Raw genomic sequence first — 16,221 nt, 5'->3', positions numbered from 1 at the left:
CGGCCGTGGGCACGCTGTTTCTCGTGACGGACATCATCACGCTCTCCGACTCCCGGGTCGCCGAGGTCACCGTGCAGGAGTGCGGTGAACCACTGGTCGACCTGCGCGACACTCCCGGCCTGCGGCTCGACCGCCGCCAGGCCGACGCCGACGGCAGTTACGCGCACCTGCGCCTCTCGGTGCTGCGACGGCTGCTGCGGGCGCAGTCGCTGCTGCCGGCCGGGATCCGGTTCCTGGTGGTCGAGGGCTACCGGCCGCCGGGGTTGCAGCGCCGGTACTTCGAGGAGTACGCGGCGACCATGCGGGCGGCGCGTCCCGACGCCGGTCCGGCCCTCATCCGCGAGCTGGCCAGCGCCTACATCTCGCCGCCCGAGGTGGCCCCGCACGTCAGCGGGGGCGCCGTGGACCTGACCCTGTGCACCACGGACGGCACCGAGCTGCCGCTGGGCACGGAGGTCAACGCCACGCCGGAGGAGAGCGCGGGGGCCTGCCGGACCGGGGCGGCGAACATCGGGGCACGGGCCCGCGCCCACCGGGTGTCGATGGACCGGGCGCTGACCGCGGCCGGCTTCGTCAACTACCCCACCGAGTGGTGGCACTGGTCCTACGGCGACCGGTACTGGGCACTGCTGACCGGGGCGCCGGCCGCCCGGTACGGACCCACCACCGCACCCGCGCGGCCCGCCTGACCAGCGATCCGGCCGCATGTTCCGCACCCACGACCAGCACCGCACCATCCGACCGACCGACGGGGGACAACCATGGAAAGCCACGGCGGCACGTGTACCCGGGAACCACGCGAGACCGTGCGGGAGCACATGAGCCCCGGGGAGTTCGACGCCTCCTTCACCGCGGACATGCCCAGGCTGCGCAGACGGCTGATCGCGCTGACCGGCAACCCGCACGACGCCGACGACCTGCTGCAGGAGACGTATCTGCGGCTGTCCCGGCGGGCCAGGGCCCGGAGCCTGACGCCCCAGCAGCATCCGTACGCCTACACCTGCACGGTCGCGCTGAACCTGCTGCGCGACTCCTGGCTGCACCCCTCCCGCCGTGAGCGCACCACCGACCGGCTGCCCGAGGCGGGCTGGGACGGCGGGTTCGGCACGTACGAGGCCTCGGCCACTGCCCTCGCGCTGCTGAGCATGCTCTCGCCGAAGGAGGCGGCCGCGGTGATCCTCGTCGACCTGGAGGGGCTCACGCACGACACGGCCGGGGAACGGCTCGGCGCCCATCGCGGCACCGTCCAGCGCAACCGGATGCGGGCGCTGGCCAAGATGCGCGCGGCGCTGGCCGGTTGAGTTCCGGGTGCCGCGTCCCGACGGGGGTGGGACGCGGCACCCGGGCAGTTCGACCGACCCCCGCACCCCGACTGGATGTCGACGAAGGATGTGCATCTTGAGACTCACCACACCCGGCAGGGCGGTCGTCGTCGCGGCGGCTCTCGCGACGGTTCCGCTGCTGTCCGCCACCGCCCACGCCGCCACCGCCCACGCCGCCACGGCCCACGCCGTCACCGCCCCGCGCGCCGCCCAGGACGCCACCTGCGGTGTGCTGGCCTCCGGCGCCTCCGCCACCGCCGAGGCCGCCGTCGCGGCGGCCTGCTCCCAGATCGGCGTCTGGTACAGCTGGGGCGGCGGCCACGGCGCCACGCCCGGTGCCACGTACGGCTACTACGACGGCTCCGACCCGGACAGCCTGCACGACAACGAACGCAAGGGCTTCGACTGTTCGGGACTGATGCGGTACGCCTACTACCGGGCCACCGGCAGGGACCTGCTCAACGGCACGGCCGACGACCAGTACCACAGCCCGCAGGCCGCCGCCCGGTTCTCGGCGGCCCAGGGCACCGCTCCCCTGGTCCCCGGTGACCTGATGTTCTGGGGCAGCGGCTACATCCACCACGTCGCCATGTACCTGGGCGGGGGGCAGATGGTGGAGGCGTACGAGTCGGGCACGCACATCCGGGTGACGGCGGTGCGCACCGGCGGCGACTACGCGGGCGCCGTCCGCATCAACCCGTCCGGCACTCCGGTGCCGCCGCCGGCCGACGGCGGCTCGACCTTCGAGACCTGGGGCACGGGGGTGCGGACGCACTCCACGCCGAGCGTGCGGTCCTCGGTCGTGGACACCTTCGCCGGGCCGACCCAGGTCTCGGTGCAGTGCCAGGAGCACGCGGAGACGGTGACCGCCGAGGGGTACACCAACGACATCTGGTCCAAGCTGGCCGACGGTTCCTGGCTGACCAACATCTACATCAAGGGTCCGGCGGAACTGCCCGGCATCCCGGACTGCGGCGGTGACACCCCGCCGCCGCCGAGCGGGGGCAGCACGGCGTTCCAGACCTGGGGCACCGGGGTGCGCACGCACGACGAACCCAACGTGAACGCCGGTGTCGTCGACTACTTCGCGCAGCCGACGACGGTGAACGTGGTCTGCCAGGAGCACGCGCAGACGGTCACCGCCGACGGCTACACCAACGACGCCTGGTCCAAGCTGACCAACGGCGCGTGGCTGACCAACATCTACATCAAGGGCCCGGCGTGGCTGCCGGGCGTGGCCACCTGCTGACCTGAGCTCGGCGGACGGGACACCCCGTCCGCCGAGCTATTCACTTTGTTGCTCATCAGCACCCGCCCGTTGCGCCAGTCGCCGCAGCGCCAGGTCCCCCCACTGGAGGTTCTCCCGCTCGAAGGCCATCCCGCGCAGCAGGGTGAGGTAGGGGCCGACGCGTTCCGCCTCGGCGAAGAACGCCTCCTCCGACCGCCCGGCCAGCAGGCGCTGCCGGATCCGTTCGTAGCGGGCCAGCTTGGCGGTGGCCCACGCCATCCGCTCGGCGACGGCGGCCCGCACCGCCGCCAGGTCGCCGGCGTCCGCGCACTGCACCTTGACCAGCAGTTCGTCGCGGACCGCGGCGGGCCGGGCGAGGGGCTCGGCCGTATAGGCGCGGACCGCCGCGCGGCCGGCCGCCGTCAGCGCGAAGAGCCGTTTGTTGGGCCGGCGTTCCTGCTCGACGACGCGTGCTGTGACCAGCCCCTCCGCCTCCATCCGCTCCAGTTCGCGGTAGAGCTGCTGGGGTGTCGCCGTCCAGAAGTTGGCGACCGTCGCGTCGAACCCCTTCGCGAGGTCGTAACCGGAGGCCTCGCCCTCCAGGAGGGCCGCCATCACCGCGTTCCGCAGAGCCATGGCGGCACGCTAGCATGCGGACGTAATCAACTTTTTGAATAGGTGAGGTGGACCCATGCACCCCTTCCGTGAGGCCGTCGAGAACGGCGACATGGACGCGGTGGCCGCGCTGCTGGCCGACGACGTCGTCTTCACCAGCCCGGTCGCCTTCAAGCCGTACCCGGGCAGGGCGATCACCGCGGCGATCCTGCGCGCGGTGTCCCAGGTGTTCGAGGACCTCACCTATGTGCGGGAGATCGCCGACCCCGGCGGCCGTGACCACGCCTTCGTGTTCACGGCGACGGTGGCCGGCCGGAAGCTCCAGGGCTGCGACTTCCTGCACTTCGACGAGGAGGGGAAGATCGACGACTTCACGGTGATGGTGCGTCCGCTGTCGGCCGCCCAGGCGCTGTCCGAGGCGATGGGCGCCAGGTTCGAGCAGATCGCCGAGGAGGCCGCCGCCGGACGGTGACCGGGGCGGGCGGGGCCGGATCGTGATCCGCCCGGGAGGGGTCAGCGGACGGTCGCTCCGCGGGCTGGTCGGACAACGCGAGTTCGGCGGCCGACGCACCGCGGCCTCTGCACGGCATGGACACGGTCGATCTGGACGCTGACGACGGCGACGGGGACGGGGACGACTGAGCCCGTCCTGGAGGGCAGGCCGCGAAGGCTGAGGGCAAGGGCCAGGCCCCGGCCCTCGTTGGTCACCCGTACCAGCAGGTGCACTCCGCCCTCCGGCGTGCGACGGACGTGGTGAGAGATGGCCCTGGCCACGGCGTGCGTCCGGTCAGGCGGTGCGCTTCAGGGACTGCTGGTTGGTGCCGGTGCCGCAAGGCCACTGGACGAGGCGGGCCCCGGTAGCGGTGGAGGCGTCCTTCACGTCCAGGCACTTGCCGCTGTGCTCGGCCATGGACGGGCAGGACGAAAGCGGTCTGCGAGCCGTAGGCCGTGTCGTCGCCGACGTCGGTCGTCGCGGTCCGCGGACCGGCCAGGCCGGTGGCCGTGGCGTACCGCTGCTGGTTGGGCTGGCGCCGGGCCACGGGTTGGCGTCCAGGCTGTCGACCCCCGTGCAGTCGGCGGTGAGCCTGAAGATGTCGAGGTCGGCGTTCTCGTCGGCGGAGGAGACCAGATAGGCCGTGCCGTCGGTGTCCTTGTACAGCGTCATGTCCCGCGAGGTGATGCCGAGCGGCCGGAAGCTGCCCAGGTAGGTGCAGTCGCCGTCGACCGCGCACTTGAAGGAGTCGTCGGGATTGCGGTTCTCGCCGAACCAGTAGGAGTCCGTGCCGACCTTGGTCACATCGCCGCCGTGAGCGTGGACCACGGCCCCGGTGGTGTCGGTGAACCGGGTCGCGTTGGTCACGGTCACGGAGGCGGCCTGCGCGGGCGCGCCGGTGGCCAGCAGCCCGGACGCGCACACGAGTACGGCGGACAGCAGCCCTCTCGGGTAGCGGCTCATCCACCGGGGGACTTGGAGAAATGTCGGAAGGTGTGCGTTTCTGCTGGAACAGGGTAGGACCGGTCAGGAGCCTCGTCAACGCTTCGAGCGATTCCGGCCTTCGATGCTCCGCACCTCCACCGTTCTCCGAGACATCCCATGTCTAGCTTGATCACCACGGCGCCCACAGGGTTCCCCTGCTCTCCTCGGCGAAAAGTTGCGTCATAACCCTGGACACAAGCGCTGCGCGCATTCGTTAATCCATCCAATGTCTTTGGGCGACGTAGGACGGAGAGCGGGGTCTCGTGGCTCCCCGGGCCCACCGGTCGAGCCGTGCCGGTGCCTGCCTCAAGGCCGCCGCCCCCGGGCGCCTTTCCGACGATCAAACAGGAGGAACCACGTTGCCGGAATCCCTCTCACGCAGATCGGTTCTCGTCGGCATGGCGGCCATGACGGCGGCCGCCGCGGTCGGCTCCCTCGCGGCGGCGACGCCCGCGTACGCCGCGACGGCCGCAGCCCCCCTGCCACTCCCTCCCCTGCGCGTCCCCGAGACCGACATGGGCCTCGAGCAGCAGTCCGACTCCAAGATCCAGTGGCTGCAGGACGCCAAGCTGGGCATGTTCATCCACTGGGGCGTGTACTCGGGCCCGGCCAAGGGTGAGTGGTGGATGCACAACGCCCCCATCACGCCTTCCGACTACCAGAAGTACGTCACCGACGCCACGAGCGAACAGTTCACGGCGGACGCCTACGACCCGACGGCCTGGGCGCAGCTGGCCAAGGACTTCGGGGCGCGGTACGTCACGCTGCCGACGCGTCACCACGACGGTTTCGCGCTGTGGCCGCTGAACCACCCCAACAGCTGGAACTCCGGGCAGGCGCCGCTGAACCGGGACTTCGTCAAGGGCTACGTCGCGGCGGTGCGGGCGGCCGGGTTGAAGGTGGGCCTGTACTACTCGCCGATCGACTGGCGCTACCCCGGCTACTACGACGTCACCGGCACCAACTGTGCGAGCAACCCGTGGGGTTACACCACCGACCCCGCGCACGAGGAGAACGCGCGGATCATGAAGACCGAGGTGTACGAGTCCATCAAGGAGTTGGTCACCCAGTACGGCGTGATCGACGACCTGTGGTGGGACGGTGGCTGGCTGGCGGAGAAGGGCAGTGACGCGGACGCGGCGTTCTTCTGGGAGCCCGGCCAGTACCGGGACACCGCCAACCAGTGGCCGGTGGACGCCGTTTACGGCGAGACCGACGCCAGTGGCAAGCCGCTCGGGCTGATGGGCATGGTGCGCAAGCACCAGCCCGACATCGTCGCCAACCTGCGGTCCGGCTGGATGGGCGACTACCTCAACGACGAGGGGCCCTCGGTCCCCACCGGGGCGTTACGCAGCGGCAACCTCGTCGAGAAGGTCTTCACCGTCGGCAGTTCCTGGGGCTACAACTCCGACGGCAAGGTCATGAGCTACGGCACCGCGATGAACATCCTGGTCAACTGCTGGGTTCGGAACATGACCGCGATGGTCAACGTCGGCCCGGACCGGCACGGCACCGTCTCTTCCGGGCAGGCGAGCCTGCTGCGCCAGATCGGCAGCTTCATGACCGCCTGCGGCCAGTCGGTCTACGGCACCCGCGGCGGACCGTGGAACCCCGTCGACGGCCAGTACGGTTTCACTTACAAGGACAACACCTTCTACCTCCACCTCCTGCCCGGCTACAGCGGCACGTCCTTCACCACCCCGTCGGTCGGGGACGCCCAGGTCACCCGCGTCTTCGACGTACGCTCCGGCGCCGGCCTGTCGTACACGGTCGGCGGTGACGGCCGGGTCGCCATCAGCGGCATCGACCGCACCACCCACCCCCAGGACAGCGTCGTCGGCGTCACGCTGGACAGGTCCGTGCAGCCGGCCGACATCGCCGTCGGCAAGACCGCGACCGCCGACAGTGTGGAGAGCTCCAAGGGCAACTACGCGGCCAACGCCGTCGACGGATCCACTTCCACCCGCTGGTGCGCCAACGACGGCAACACCGGCCACTGGCTCAAGGTCGATCTCGGCTCCACCCGCTCCCTCACCGGCACCCGGATCGCCTGGGAGCTCGACAAGACCAACTACAAGTACGAGATCGAGGGTTCGACCGACAACACCAACTGGACCCTCCTCGCCGACCGTACCGCCACGACCAGCACCAGCCAGGTCCAGGTCGCCGCCTTCCAGGCGCAGGTGCGGTACGTCCGGGTCACGGTCACCGGCCTGCCCACCGGGGTCTGGGCGTCCATCCGCAAGCTGGAGGTCTACGACCGGCCCTTCGCCGCCGACCTGGGCACCTTCAAACTGGTCAACCGCAACAGCGGCAAGGTGATGGACGTCAAGGACGCCTCGACCCTCGACGGCGCCGCCATCATCCAGTACCCCTGGGGCGGCACCAGCAGCACCAACCAGCAGTGGAGGCCGGTGCCGAACACCGACGGCTCCTACCGGCTGATCTGCGTCAAGAGCGGCAAGGCCCTGGAGAGCCCCAGCGGCTCCGCTCAGGGCGCCCTCCTCGACCAGTCGACCGACGCCTCGACCGACAACCAGTGGTGGATGCTGGTTCCCTCCAAGACCAGCGGCTACTACCGGCTCGTCAACGTGCGCACCGGATGGTGCGCCGACGTCAAGGACGGCTCCACCGCCGACAGCGCCTACGTGATCCAGTGGCCCATGAACGACGGTGCCAACCAGGACTGGCAACTCGTCGCCCTCTGATACGGCGGACCGTGGTGCCGGGCCGCACGATGGCCCGTCACCACGCCCGCACCTCCGTCGCTCCCCCCCCGGCCGAGAGCCAAAGGATCAGCGACGGCTACGGCACGTGGAAGCGCCACACCTTCGTCTCCCGCGCCGACAAGGTCGTCTGGGGACCGCCCTGGCCGGCCTGACCGCCGACTACGCCACCCTGCTCGCCCGGCACGCCCCCCTGCACCAGGCGATGTACGACCGCTCCAGCATCGACCTGAACGTCTCCCCCACCGACCGGCAGCTGTCCACCAGCGGGCTCATCGCGCGGCAGAACAGCAACACCTCCGCCATCGACACCGCGCCGCTCGAGCGGCTGCACGACTCGGGCCGCTACCTCCTCGTCAGCTCCAGCGGCGTCCTGCCACCGCACCTGACCGGCATCTGGACCGACACCTGCCGCCCTGACGATTCGTCAGGCAAGGATCCCGGAGTGTGGATCGCAGGGCAGGTGGCTGGGTGGAACCGGCTGAACCAACTTCCGGGCTCGGCGCCGGGATTCGACCCGCGTGAACCGGCCTGCGATCCGGCTCATCAGGCCCTCCAACGCCTCCCGCCAGCGGGCTGGGTACAATGTGACCTGCGGCCACCGCGTGATCGTTTGTCTTCACACACCGATGAGCAACGGTGGCCACACCCGTCTCCACAGCGCGTCAGGGGCGCGCAGGTTCGCCTGCCGTCCCGTGTCAGGAGGACATGTGCAACGCGGCGAAGTCTGGCGGGTGGGGGGCGACGAGCGGCGACTGTTCGTACTGCTGTCGGGAGACGACGCGTCCGGGATCCGGGCGATGCAGGTCGTCGCGCCAGCGGGCGTCGACATGAGCGGTCTGGGCATCGAAGTGCGAGTCGGCGCCATGGAGGGGCTGCCCTTCGAGGGCGTGCTGCGGTTCGCGTTCAGGCGTCCAGGCTTTACCCCTTGCACATGGCTGACCACCGTGTCACGGGATGACCTGATCGAGCGGGCGGCCGTGCTGTCCTCGGCGAAGCTCAGCGAGATTGACGATGCCCTCCGACTCGCTGAACAACCGCAGGAGCAGACCCCGGCGATGACCGCGAAGCTCAGCGAGATGAGGGACGCCCTCCGTCGCGGGGAACTCGGGTAGAGGGAGAAGGAGCCGATGGCGTGGGCGGTCTCGGCCAGATGGTCGACGCTGTGAGACTGTTGCCTCGGCGCCCCTCACCATCGAGATCACGAACCACGGCTGGAGTTCAGCCGGGCCCGCAGGTCGTCCACCAGCGCCGCCGCTGCCCCCGGGCCTGAGGCCGCCCCATACACGTGGTAGTCCGGACGGACCAGTACCGCGTCGGCCCCGTGGCGAGCCAGGAAGGTGCGGTAGACGCCGCCCACGTCGGCCACCGACATGTTCTGCGGCGTCCCGTCCTCGGGGAGCAGCGTCACCACGTGCGTACCCAGATCCGTGAGGAATGCCGACTGCTCCGCGTCGAGGTATGCGTCCCCGCCCTCTGCCAGCATCAGAACGAAGCCGCGGCCGACCACATCATCGAAAAGGCCCGTGCCTGTGAGGCCGCGTATCTGGCCCTGGGGGACCACCTCGCCCGCCGGGGATATGGGCGACCCGTCCACTCTCCGGTGAAGGAGCCCTTCTGTGAGGGGCGACGCCGGGTCCGGGAGCGCCGGACCGCGGCCGCGGCGGCCCGCCAGGATCGTGGAATCGCGCTCGGCCGCAGCCACGGGGTCCGTCACGCAGATCACCCGGCCCAGCTGGACCGAGGACAGAATCGACTTGTGTACCTGCGCGCGGCGTTCCTCTGTGTAGGTGTCGAGAAGCGACTCCGGGGCGAGGCCGCCCACTACCAGGTCCAGCTTCCACGCCAGGTTGACGACGTCGCGGATGCCCGAGCACATGCCCTGCCCGGCGAACGGCGGCATCAGATGGGCCGCGTCCCCGGCCAGCAGTACCCGACCGACCCGCCACTGCTCGGCCCAGCGGGACTGGAAGATGTACGTGGTGCTGCGCAGCAGCGTCGCCCTGTCGGGGGTCACCCCGTAGGGAGCGAGAAGCCGCCAGGCAGTCTCCTCCCGGTTCAAGTCCGCGGCACGCTCGCCGGGCAGCCGCATGAACTCCCAGCGTCGATGCCCCGGACCGCTGCCGACCAGGGTAGTAGGCCTGGCCGGGTCACAGATCTGGACGTTGGTGGGATCGAACTTGCCCGGCTCGTGCAGCTGCACATCGCACAGCAGCCACTCGTAGGAGAAGCCGAGATCGGTGACCGGCACGTCCAGAAGGTCCCGGACGAAGCTGTTGGAACCGTCACAGCCCACCACCCACCTCGCGGTGTACGTCTGGGCTGTGCCGTCCTCGTCCTCGGCCGTCACCACGACCCGGTCGTCTTGCTCCTCGATTCCCACCACCTGGCGCCCCCGTACCACAGTCACTCCGGGCAGCCCGGCCGCCCGCGAGGCCAGCAGTTCCTCGAGGGCGGGCTGGTGCATGGTGTTGGCGTCGGGCCACCCGTACGGGCCTTCTGTACGAAAGACGATGTCGAGGAGGACCTGACCGTCGGCGGAATGCCACTGGTAACCGGTGGCGGGCTCGGTGATCCGGCCTAGGCTCGGACCAGCCCCGCAGCCGGAGAGCAGCCGTGCCGTCTCGCCGTCGAAGCTGGTCGCCCTGGGCAGGGTGTAGGGGCGGCGGCGCCGTTCCAGGACGATGGTCTGTCGGCCGCGCTGTGCCAGCAGGATCCCGAGAGTGGCTCCGACTGGGCCATTGCCGACGACAATGACGTCCGCATCTGTCTCGGGGCTCGCGCCGGCGGGCTGTTTGTGCGGTGACGTCTCGAGCACGGGAAACCCCTCATCGCAGGGTGGCTGGCGCAGGCACAACTGCCGGAATCGGAACGGCACAAGGCTAACCATCCGTACCGGCGTTCGGGCCGCTCGAGGACTTGGGACTATCAGATCTGGGGATACGCGGTTCCACCTGCACGAACCTAGGCTTCCGGTATTCCCTCACCGACCACGAGGAGCTCGTCCGGCATGCATCAAGCAACGGCGCAGTTCAAGAAATGGGTGAGCGTCTCGCACCCCGCGCCGCAGAGCAGTGTGCGGCTCGCGTGCTTTCCTTACGCGGGCGGCTCTGCGAGCTTCTTCTTCCCGGTGTCCAAAGCGCTGCACCCATCGGTGGAGGTGGTGGCACTCCAGTACCCAGGTCGGCAGACCCGGCTCCACGAACCGAGGATCGACAACGTCCCCGAGTTCGCGGACCAGATCTTCGCCGCGCTGCGGCACCTGGACGACAAGCCACTGGCCCTGTTCGGCCACAGCATGGGCGCTGTCCTCGCGTACGAGGTGGCGCTGCGCATGCAGGACTCCGGGCTGCCTGCGCCGGTACGGCTGTTCGCGTCCGGTCGGCGGGCGCCGTCCCGCTATGGCGACGAAGGGGTGCATACGGGGAGCGACGCCGAAGTCGTGGCCGAGCTCAGAAAGCTCAGCGGAACCAACGAGATGCTGCTCGGCGACCCGGAGGTGCTGGCGATGATCCTGCCGGCCATCCGCAGTGACTACACCGCCATCGAACGGTACCGGCACGAGGCCGACCGACGCCTCGACTGCCCGGTGACCGTGCTCACCGGAGACAGCGACCCCCGGGTCTCCCTTGACGAGGCCGAGGCGTGGGCCGAGCACACCACCGGGGCGTGTGAAACGGAGGTCTTCCGGGGCGGCCACTTCTTCCTCGTAGACCACATGGCCGAGGTCATCGGCCTGGTGGCCCGGCGGCTGGGGCCGTTCTGAAAGACCTCCGCGACGTCGCGGCACCGGACACGCCTCCCCGCTGCCCCAAGTGCAGGCGAGGAACCACCGACTCACCGCTCCGAGACCTCGGCAGCGCACGGCGAAAGCACGCATCGAACACCGCGCCGCTCCTTCTCGCCCGGAGGTCACAAGAGAGGCCTCCGGGCCTGCAGACCAACCCGACCCTTCATCGGGAGAGAAGCCGAGATGCCCCTCGCCGCCCCCGTGCCGGCCATCGGACACCACGCCCTGCTGGTGTCCGCTCGAAGTCGCGTTCCTCCTCCTGCTCGCCCTCGTCCTCGGTCGTCCGGCGATGCGCCTCGGTCTGCCCGCGGTCACCGGCGAACTGCTTGCGGGCGTCCCTGCCGGCCGATCCTCCTGCAACCGCTACCGCCCGACTTCTCCGGCCGGCGGCTGCCACAACAGGCAGCGCAGATGCAGCTGCCGGATGCGGTCGGCCGACCGGGCGTGTCGCTGGTTGGCGTCACCGGAGCCGAGATGAACTTCGCCCTGGTCCGTCGACGCGGCCTCACCGCGGCCAAAGCGAGCGTCGCAGGCCTGCTCCTCCGAGACATCGGGCCACTGATCCTGGCGGCCGGGGTGGTGGACGACGTGGCGGGCTGGTTTCTGCTGTCCGTCGTCTCAGCGATGCCCACCGTCGGGCTGACCGCCGGTGTCATGGCCACCTCCATCCTCTACCCGGTGGGCGTGGTGCTCTTCGCGGCGGTGATCGGCCGCCCGCTGGTACGGGCTGTACTGCGGTGGACCGACCGCTCCGAGAGCGCCGTTCCCACGGTCGCCGCGGCCGTCGCCCTGGTTCTGTTCAGCCCGGCGGCCACCCAGGTGACGGGGCCTGAAGCCATCTTTGGCGGCTTCGTCTGCGGCGCGGTGATCGCCACCAGCGGTGTGGTGGACCCGGCGAAGCCGGAGCCTCTGCGGATTGCGGTCCTCGCCGTCCCTGCACTGATCTTCTTCAGCCACCGCCGGCCTGTGCATGGACCCCAGGTCTCTGGCTCGGCCAGTCTTGGGCGCGGCCGCCGTGGTGCTGACTGTGGCCGTCGCCGGCAGGTTCGGCGGCGCGTTCATCGGCGTCCTGAACACCAGACGTACGCGATCGTAGACAGCCGCCCCCGCTGGGGCCCTGGACCACGGACCGGATGCGGTTCGGACCTTTGAACGGCGAGGTGACACATGAGCACGATGCTCCTACTGAACGGTCCCAACCTCGGCATCCTGGGGCGCCGCGAGCCTGAGATCTACGGCACCGACACTCTGGCCGACATCGAGCAGGCGGTCGCCGACGAGGTGAGCGGGCAGGGCTGGAAGGTGCTGTCCCTCCAACGGGAGTCGGAGGGCGATCTGGTGAGCGCTGTCCACGAGCACGGGCCCGACAGCGTCGGCGCCGTGGTCAACCCCGGCGCCCTGATGATCGCCGGCTGGAGCCTGCGGGACGCACTCGCGAGCTACGAGCACCCGTGGATCGAGGTACACCTCAGCAACGTGTGGGCACGGGAGCAGTTCCGGCACGAATCGATCATCGCGCCGTTGGCCTCCGGCGTCGTGGTGGGCCTCGGCGCGTTCGGCTACCGCCTGGCGGCCCGAGCCCTATTGCACGTAACCGGCGCGGTCCGATGACCAGGCCGACGCCGGACCGGCGCGCCGCCGGCGCGGACATCGCTGGGCCATGGTCGTCGACGACGCGCGGCACTCCGGGTACCCGGGAGTCCGCGATGAGCGCGCCGCCCCCTCGACGCCCGTAGACGGCAGCAGATGGGTCCTGTACGCGGGGTGAGGGCCGAGCCCGACACGGAAAACCCGGTCGTTTCACCAGTCTCACATGGCTTGACGAGGAGCCCGATGATGTCACTCTCCGATGCAGTACGTGCCGGTGCCGGCCCGCAGGAACTGGCCGCCGCGGAAGTACCGGCGGAGTTCCTCGCCGCGCACCTGCGGATCGAGGACGAGAAGACCTTCGAGGGGATCGAAGGCGACCGCGACGTGCGCAAGACCCTCCACGTGGGCACGGTGCCGATGCCGGAACTCGCCCCCGACGAGGTGCTGATAGCCGTCATGGCCAGCTCCATCAACTACAACACGGTCTGGTCCGCGACCTTCGAACCGTTGTCGACCTTCGGCTTCCTCCAGGCCTACGGTCGCCAGGGCGGCTGGGCGAAGCGGCATGACCAGCCCTTCCATGTCCTCGGCTCGGACGCCGCCGGAGTGATCGTCCGCGTCGGTTCCGGCGTCCGGCGCTGGCGGGTCGGTGACCACGCGCTGGTCAACGCGGCTTGTGTCGAGGACCAGGAGGCGTCCGTCCAGGCCGACGGGATGCTCAGCGAGAACCAGCTCGCCTGGGGCTTCGAGACCAACTACGGCGGCCTCGCCCACTACACCATCGCCCGGGCCAGCCAGTTGATCCCGAAGCCGGCACACCTGAGCTGGGAGGAGGCCGCCTCGGTCCCGGCCTGTGCCGGAACCGCGTACCGGATGCTGGTCAGCGACCGCGGCGCACGGATGAAGCAGGGCGACGTGGTCTTGATCTGGGGCGCGTCCGGCGGACTGGGAGCCTATGCCGTTCAGTTGGTGAAGAACGGCGGCGGCATCGCTGTCGGAGTCGTCGGCTCCGAGGAGAAGGCGCGAGCGGCGCGCGCCCTCGGCTGTGACCTGGTGATCAACCGTGAGGAGCACGACTTCGGCGGTGACGCCGACGACGAGCCGGAGGTCGCGGTGGCGCAGGGAAAGCGGCTGGGCCGGCTCATCCGTGACGGCGTGGGCGAGGATCCGCACATCGTCTTCGACCACGTGGGCAAATCCACCTTCGGTATCTCGGTGTTCCTCGCGCGGCGCGGAGGCACCGTGGTGACCTGCGGTTCGAGCACCGGCTACCAGCACCGGTTCGACAATCGCTATCTGTGGATGCGGCTCAAGCGCATCATCGGCAGCCACGTGGCGAACCTCCAGGAACAGGTCGATACCGCACGACTGTTCGACCAGGGATCGCTGACGCCTGCACTGACCTCGCTGTTCCCGCTGGAGGAGGCGGGCGCGGCGACCCGGCTGGTGCAGCTCAACCAGCACATCGGCAAAGTGGGCGTGCTCTGCCTGGCCGACCGTCCGGGCCTGGGTGTGACCGACCCCGAGCGGCGCGCCCGGATCGGCGAGGACCGACTGACCCTGATGCGCGCGTACGCGCACGACAGCGCGCGGGCGGCGTGACCGTGGAAAGGGAACGGGAGTACGTCACAACCGTGCTGGGGACCGGCTCCTACCTGCCCGAACGGGTGGTGACCAACGAGGAGATCGAGGCCCTGGTACCCGGTGCCTCCGCCGAGTGGATCGCCGACAGGACCGCCATCGTCGAACGGCGGTACGCGGCACCGGACGAGGCAGCGTCCGACCTCGCCGTCCACGCCGCACGCGCCGCCTTGGACCAGGCCGGACTGGACGCGGACGGCATCGACTTCATCATCGTCGCCACGACGACCGGTGACGCCCCGATCCCCTCCACCGCGTCACTGGTGCAACTGGCGCTCGGCGCCCACCGGGCCGCCTGTTTCGACGTCAACATCGCCTGCACCGGGTTCGTCACCGCCCTGTCCATCGCCCGGGCGTACGTGGCGCTGGACCCGACGACGAAGGTCCTGGTCATCGGCACCGACGTGTGGACCCGGTTCATCGACTTCGGCAACCGGGCGACCAGTGTTCTGTTCGGGGACGGAGCCGGGGCCGCGGTCATCGGCTCCGTCCCGCATGCGCCCGGCGATCCGGAAGGCGGCCTGCTCAACGTCGAGTTGGTGAGCCGGGCCGAGGCCCACGAGCTGATCAGCATGTCGGCCGGAGGCAGCCGCCGTCCCGCCTCCGTCGAGACGGTCGCGGACGGTGGCCACCTGCTGAGCATGCAAGGCCGGGGGGTGCGCGACTTCGTCCTGGACAACGTCCCCGGCCTCATCGCCGGGCTGCTCAAGCGCTCCGGCTACGAACCGGCCGACGTGCGGCACTTCGTGCCGCACCAGGCCATTGGCCGGCTCGTGGTGGAACTGGCCAAGGTCAGTGGTCTGGTGCGGGCAGACACCCATCTGCCGTTGCGTCACAGCGGCAACCTCGGTTGCGCGTCGGTGCCGGTCGCACTTGACGCGGCCAACCGTTCCGGCGTGCTGCGGGACGGCGAACTGGTGCTCCTGACGGGCTTCGGCGCGGGTATGGCGGCCGGTGCCGCCCTGCTGCGCTGGATCGTGACCGAGGGCGGGACCCGATGAGGACGACGGTGGAACGACTGGGCGTGATCGGTTGCGGCACGATGGGCGCCGGCATTGCCGAGGTGAGTCTGCGCGCCGGGGTGGAGGTGACGGTCCTGGTCTCCGCCCCGCACCGGATCGAGGACGCGATCGGACGGCTGACGGCCGCGTTCGCCCGCGCGGTGGCCAAGGGCCGGATGACGGTGCCGGAACAGGCGGTGGCCATGGCCCGGTTGCGGGTCACCGCCGATGTCGAGGACCTCGCGGACCGGCAGTTCGTCGTGGAGGCCGTGGCCGAGAGACTCGATGTGAAACGACGGGTGTTCAAGGCGGTGGACGGGGTGCTGGCCGATCCCACGGCCGTCCTGGCCTCGACGACCTCCAGCCTGCTGGTCGGGGATCTGGCGGAGGCCACCGGTAGAGCTGGGTCCGTGGTGGGAATGCACTTCTTCAATCCCGTACCGCTGATGCCCCTGGTCGAGGTGGTGGTGACGGACCGCACCTCGCACCAGTGCGCCGCGTCGGCCGAGTCCTTCGCCAGGGACACCCTCGGCAAGGAGGTGATCCGCGCCGCGGACCGAAGCGGGTTCGTGGTCAACGCCCTGCTCGTGCCGTATCTGATGGCGGCGGTCAGGATGTACGACCAGGGCATCGCCGACGCCGACGACATCGACCGGGGAATGGTGCTGGGCTGCGGACATCCCATGGGTCCGCTCGCGCTGCTCGATCTGATCGGGATCGACACGATCACCGACGTGGCCCTGCTGCTCGCGGGCCTGGACGGCATCAAGAACAAGATCGAGCCGGCCGAGCCGATCGACAAGGACCTCTACGAGCTGGCTCCCGAGGAGC

Annotated in this window: 15 protein-coding genes; 12 read left to right on the top strand and 3 right to left on the bottom strand. The window is 70.0% G+C overall.

All coding sequences use genetic code 11. The features are described from left to right. Window positions 1-23: 23 nt before the first annotated feature. The 3 genes from AB0958_RS34610 (at window position 24) to AB0958_RS34600 (ending at window position 2,571) form a co-directional block, all read left to right on the top strand. The gene (locus AB0958_RS34610) at window positions 24-689 is read left to right on the top strand and encodes a M15 family metallopeptidase (RefSeq protein WP_366894430.1); all 666 of its coding nucleotides are present in this window, start codon (window positions 24-26) and stop codon (window positions 687-689) included. Window positions 690-818: 129 nt separating this feature from the next. Further along, on the top strand, window positions 819-1,301 hold the full coding sequence (locus AB0958_RS34605; RefSeq protein WP_366894429.1) for an RNA polymerase sigma factor: 483 nt from the start codon (window positions 819-821) through the stop codon (window positions 1,299-1,301). 97 nt (window positions 1,302-1,398) lie between these two features. Next, window positions 1,399-2,571 (top strand): NlpC/P60 family protein, encoded by a 1,173-nt coding sequence (locus AB0958_RS34600; protein ID WP_366894428.1) that lies wholly within the window; start codon window positions 1,399-1,401, stop codon window positions 2,569-2,571. 36 nt (window positions 2,572-2,607) lie between these two features. Here AB0958_RS34600 and AB0958_RS34595 read toward each other — a convergent pair whose 3' ends face one another. Beyond that, the gene (locus tag AB0958_RS34595; protein WP_366894427.1) at window positions 2,608-3,186 is read right to left on the bottom strand and encodes a PadR family transcriptional regulator; all 579 of its coding nucleotides are present in this window, start codon (window positions 3,184-3,186) and stop codon (window positions 2,608-2,610) included. A gap of 55 nt (window positions 3,187-3,241) precedes the next feature. Here AB0958_RS34595 and AB0958_RS34590 point away from each other — a divergent pair, with 55 nt between their 5' ends. Continuing rightward, window positions 3,242-3,637: a nuclear transport factor 2 family protein gene (locus AB0958_RS34590; RefSeq protein WP_366894426.1), complete on the top strand. Its 396-nt coding sequence runs from the start codon at window positions 3,242-3,244 to the stop codon at window positions 3,635-3,637. 315 nt (window positions 3,638-3,952) lie between these two features. On the opposite strand, the gene AB0958_RS34585 is transcribed toward AB0958_RS34590, so the two are convergent. Further along, window positions 3,953-4,621, bottom strand: coding sequence for an RICIN domain-containing protein (locus AB0958_RS34585; protein WP_366894425.1), 669 nt, complete (start codon window positions 4,619-4,621; stop codon window positions 3,953-3,955). Between the two features lie 380 nt (window positions 4,622-5,001). Between AB0958_RS34585 and AB0958_RS34580 the strand changes: the two genes are divergently transcribed. Both AB0958_RS34580 and AB0958_RS34575 read left to right on the top strand, forming a co-directional pair. After that, entirely contained in the window at window positions 5,002-7,350 is a 2,349-nt protein-coding gene (locus tag AB0958_RS34580) for an alpha-L-fucosidase (protein WP_366894424.1), read from the top strand. Window positions 7,351-8,078: 728 nt separating this feature from the next. Further along, window positions 8,079-8,483: a type II toxin-antitoxin system PemK/MazF family toxin gene (locus AB0958_RS34575; protein WP_366894423.1), complete on the top strand. Its 405-nt coding sequence runs from the start codon at window positions 8,079-8,081 to the stop codon at window positions 8,481-8,483. 86 nt (window positions 8,484-8,569) lie between these two features. Here the strand turns inward: AB0958_RS34575 and AB0958_RS34570 are convergent, their stop codons facing one another. Further along, complete coding sequence (locus AB0958_RS34570; RefSeq protein ID WP_366894422.1) at window positions 8,570-10,186, bottom strand: bifunctional 3-(3-hydroxy-phenyl)propionate/3-hydroxycinnamic acid hydroxylase; 1,617 nt, start codon at window positions 10,184-10,186, stop codon at window positions 8,570-8,572. 192 nt (window positions 10,187-10,378) lie between these two features. Between AB0958_RS34570 and AB0958_RS34565 the strand changes: the two genes are divergently transcribed. The 6 genes from AB0958_RS34565 to AB0958_RS34540 all read left to right on the top strand — a co-directional run. Continuing rightward, window positions 10,379-11,134: an alpha/beta fold hydrolase gene (locus AB0958_RS34565; RefSeq protein ID WP_366894421.1), complete on the top strand. Its 756-nt coding sequence runs from the start codon at window positions 10,379-10,381 to the stop codon at window positions 11,132-11,134. 435 nt (window positions 11,135-11,569) lie between these two features. Beyond that, window positions 11,570-12,310 carry a cation:proton antiporter gene (locus AB0958_RS34560; protein ID WP_366894420.1) on the top strand — a complete coding sequence of 247 codons (741 nt, stop codon included), beginning with the start codon at window positions 11,570-11,572 and terminating at the stop codon, window positions 12,308-12,310. Between the two features lie 15 nt (window positions 12,311-12,325). After that, the gene (locus AB0958_RS34555; protein WP_361880380.1) at window positions 12,326-12,769 is read left to right on the top strand and encodes a type II 3-dehydroquinate dehydratase; all 444 of its coding nucleotides are present in this window, start codon (window positions 12,326-12,328) and stop codon (window positions 12,767-12,769) included. 222 nt (window positions 12,770-12,991) lie between these two features. Then, window positions 12,992-14,350, top strand: coding sequence for a crotonyl-CoA carboxylase/reductase (ccrA, locus tag AB0958_RS34550; RefSeq protein WP_366894419.1), 1,359 nt, complete (start codon window positions 12,992-12,994; stop codon window positions 14,348-14,350). Continuing rightward, the gene (locus AB0958_RS34545; RefSeq protein WP_366894418.1) at window positions 14,347-15,390 is read left to right on the top strand and encodes a ketoacyl-ACP synthase III; all 1,044 of its coding nucleotides are present in this window, start codon (window positions 14,347-14,349) and stop codon (window positions 15,388-15,390) included. Before ccrA ends, AB0958_RS34545 begins: the two co-directional genes overlap by 4 nt. Beyond that, window positions 15,387-16,221: 3-hydroxybutyryl-CoA dehydrogenase (locus tag AB0958_RS34540; protein WP_366894417.1), on the top strand; the 835-nt coding region annotated here is incomplete at its 3' end. The genes AB0958_RS34545 and AB0958_RS34540, both read left to right, overlap by 4 nt.

Origin of the sequence: Streptomyces sp. NPDC006655 (assembly GCF_040703965.1) — a bacterium.
In the GTDB taxonomy this organism is placed as follows: Bacteria; Actinomycetota; Actinomycetes; order Streptomycetales; family Streptomycetaceae; genus Streptomyces.
The sequence above is the reverse complement of the archived record's forward strand: the minus strand, read 5'-3'. Positions and strand labels throughout refer to the sequence as shown.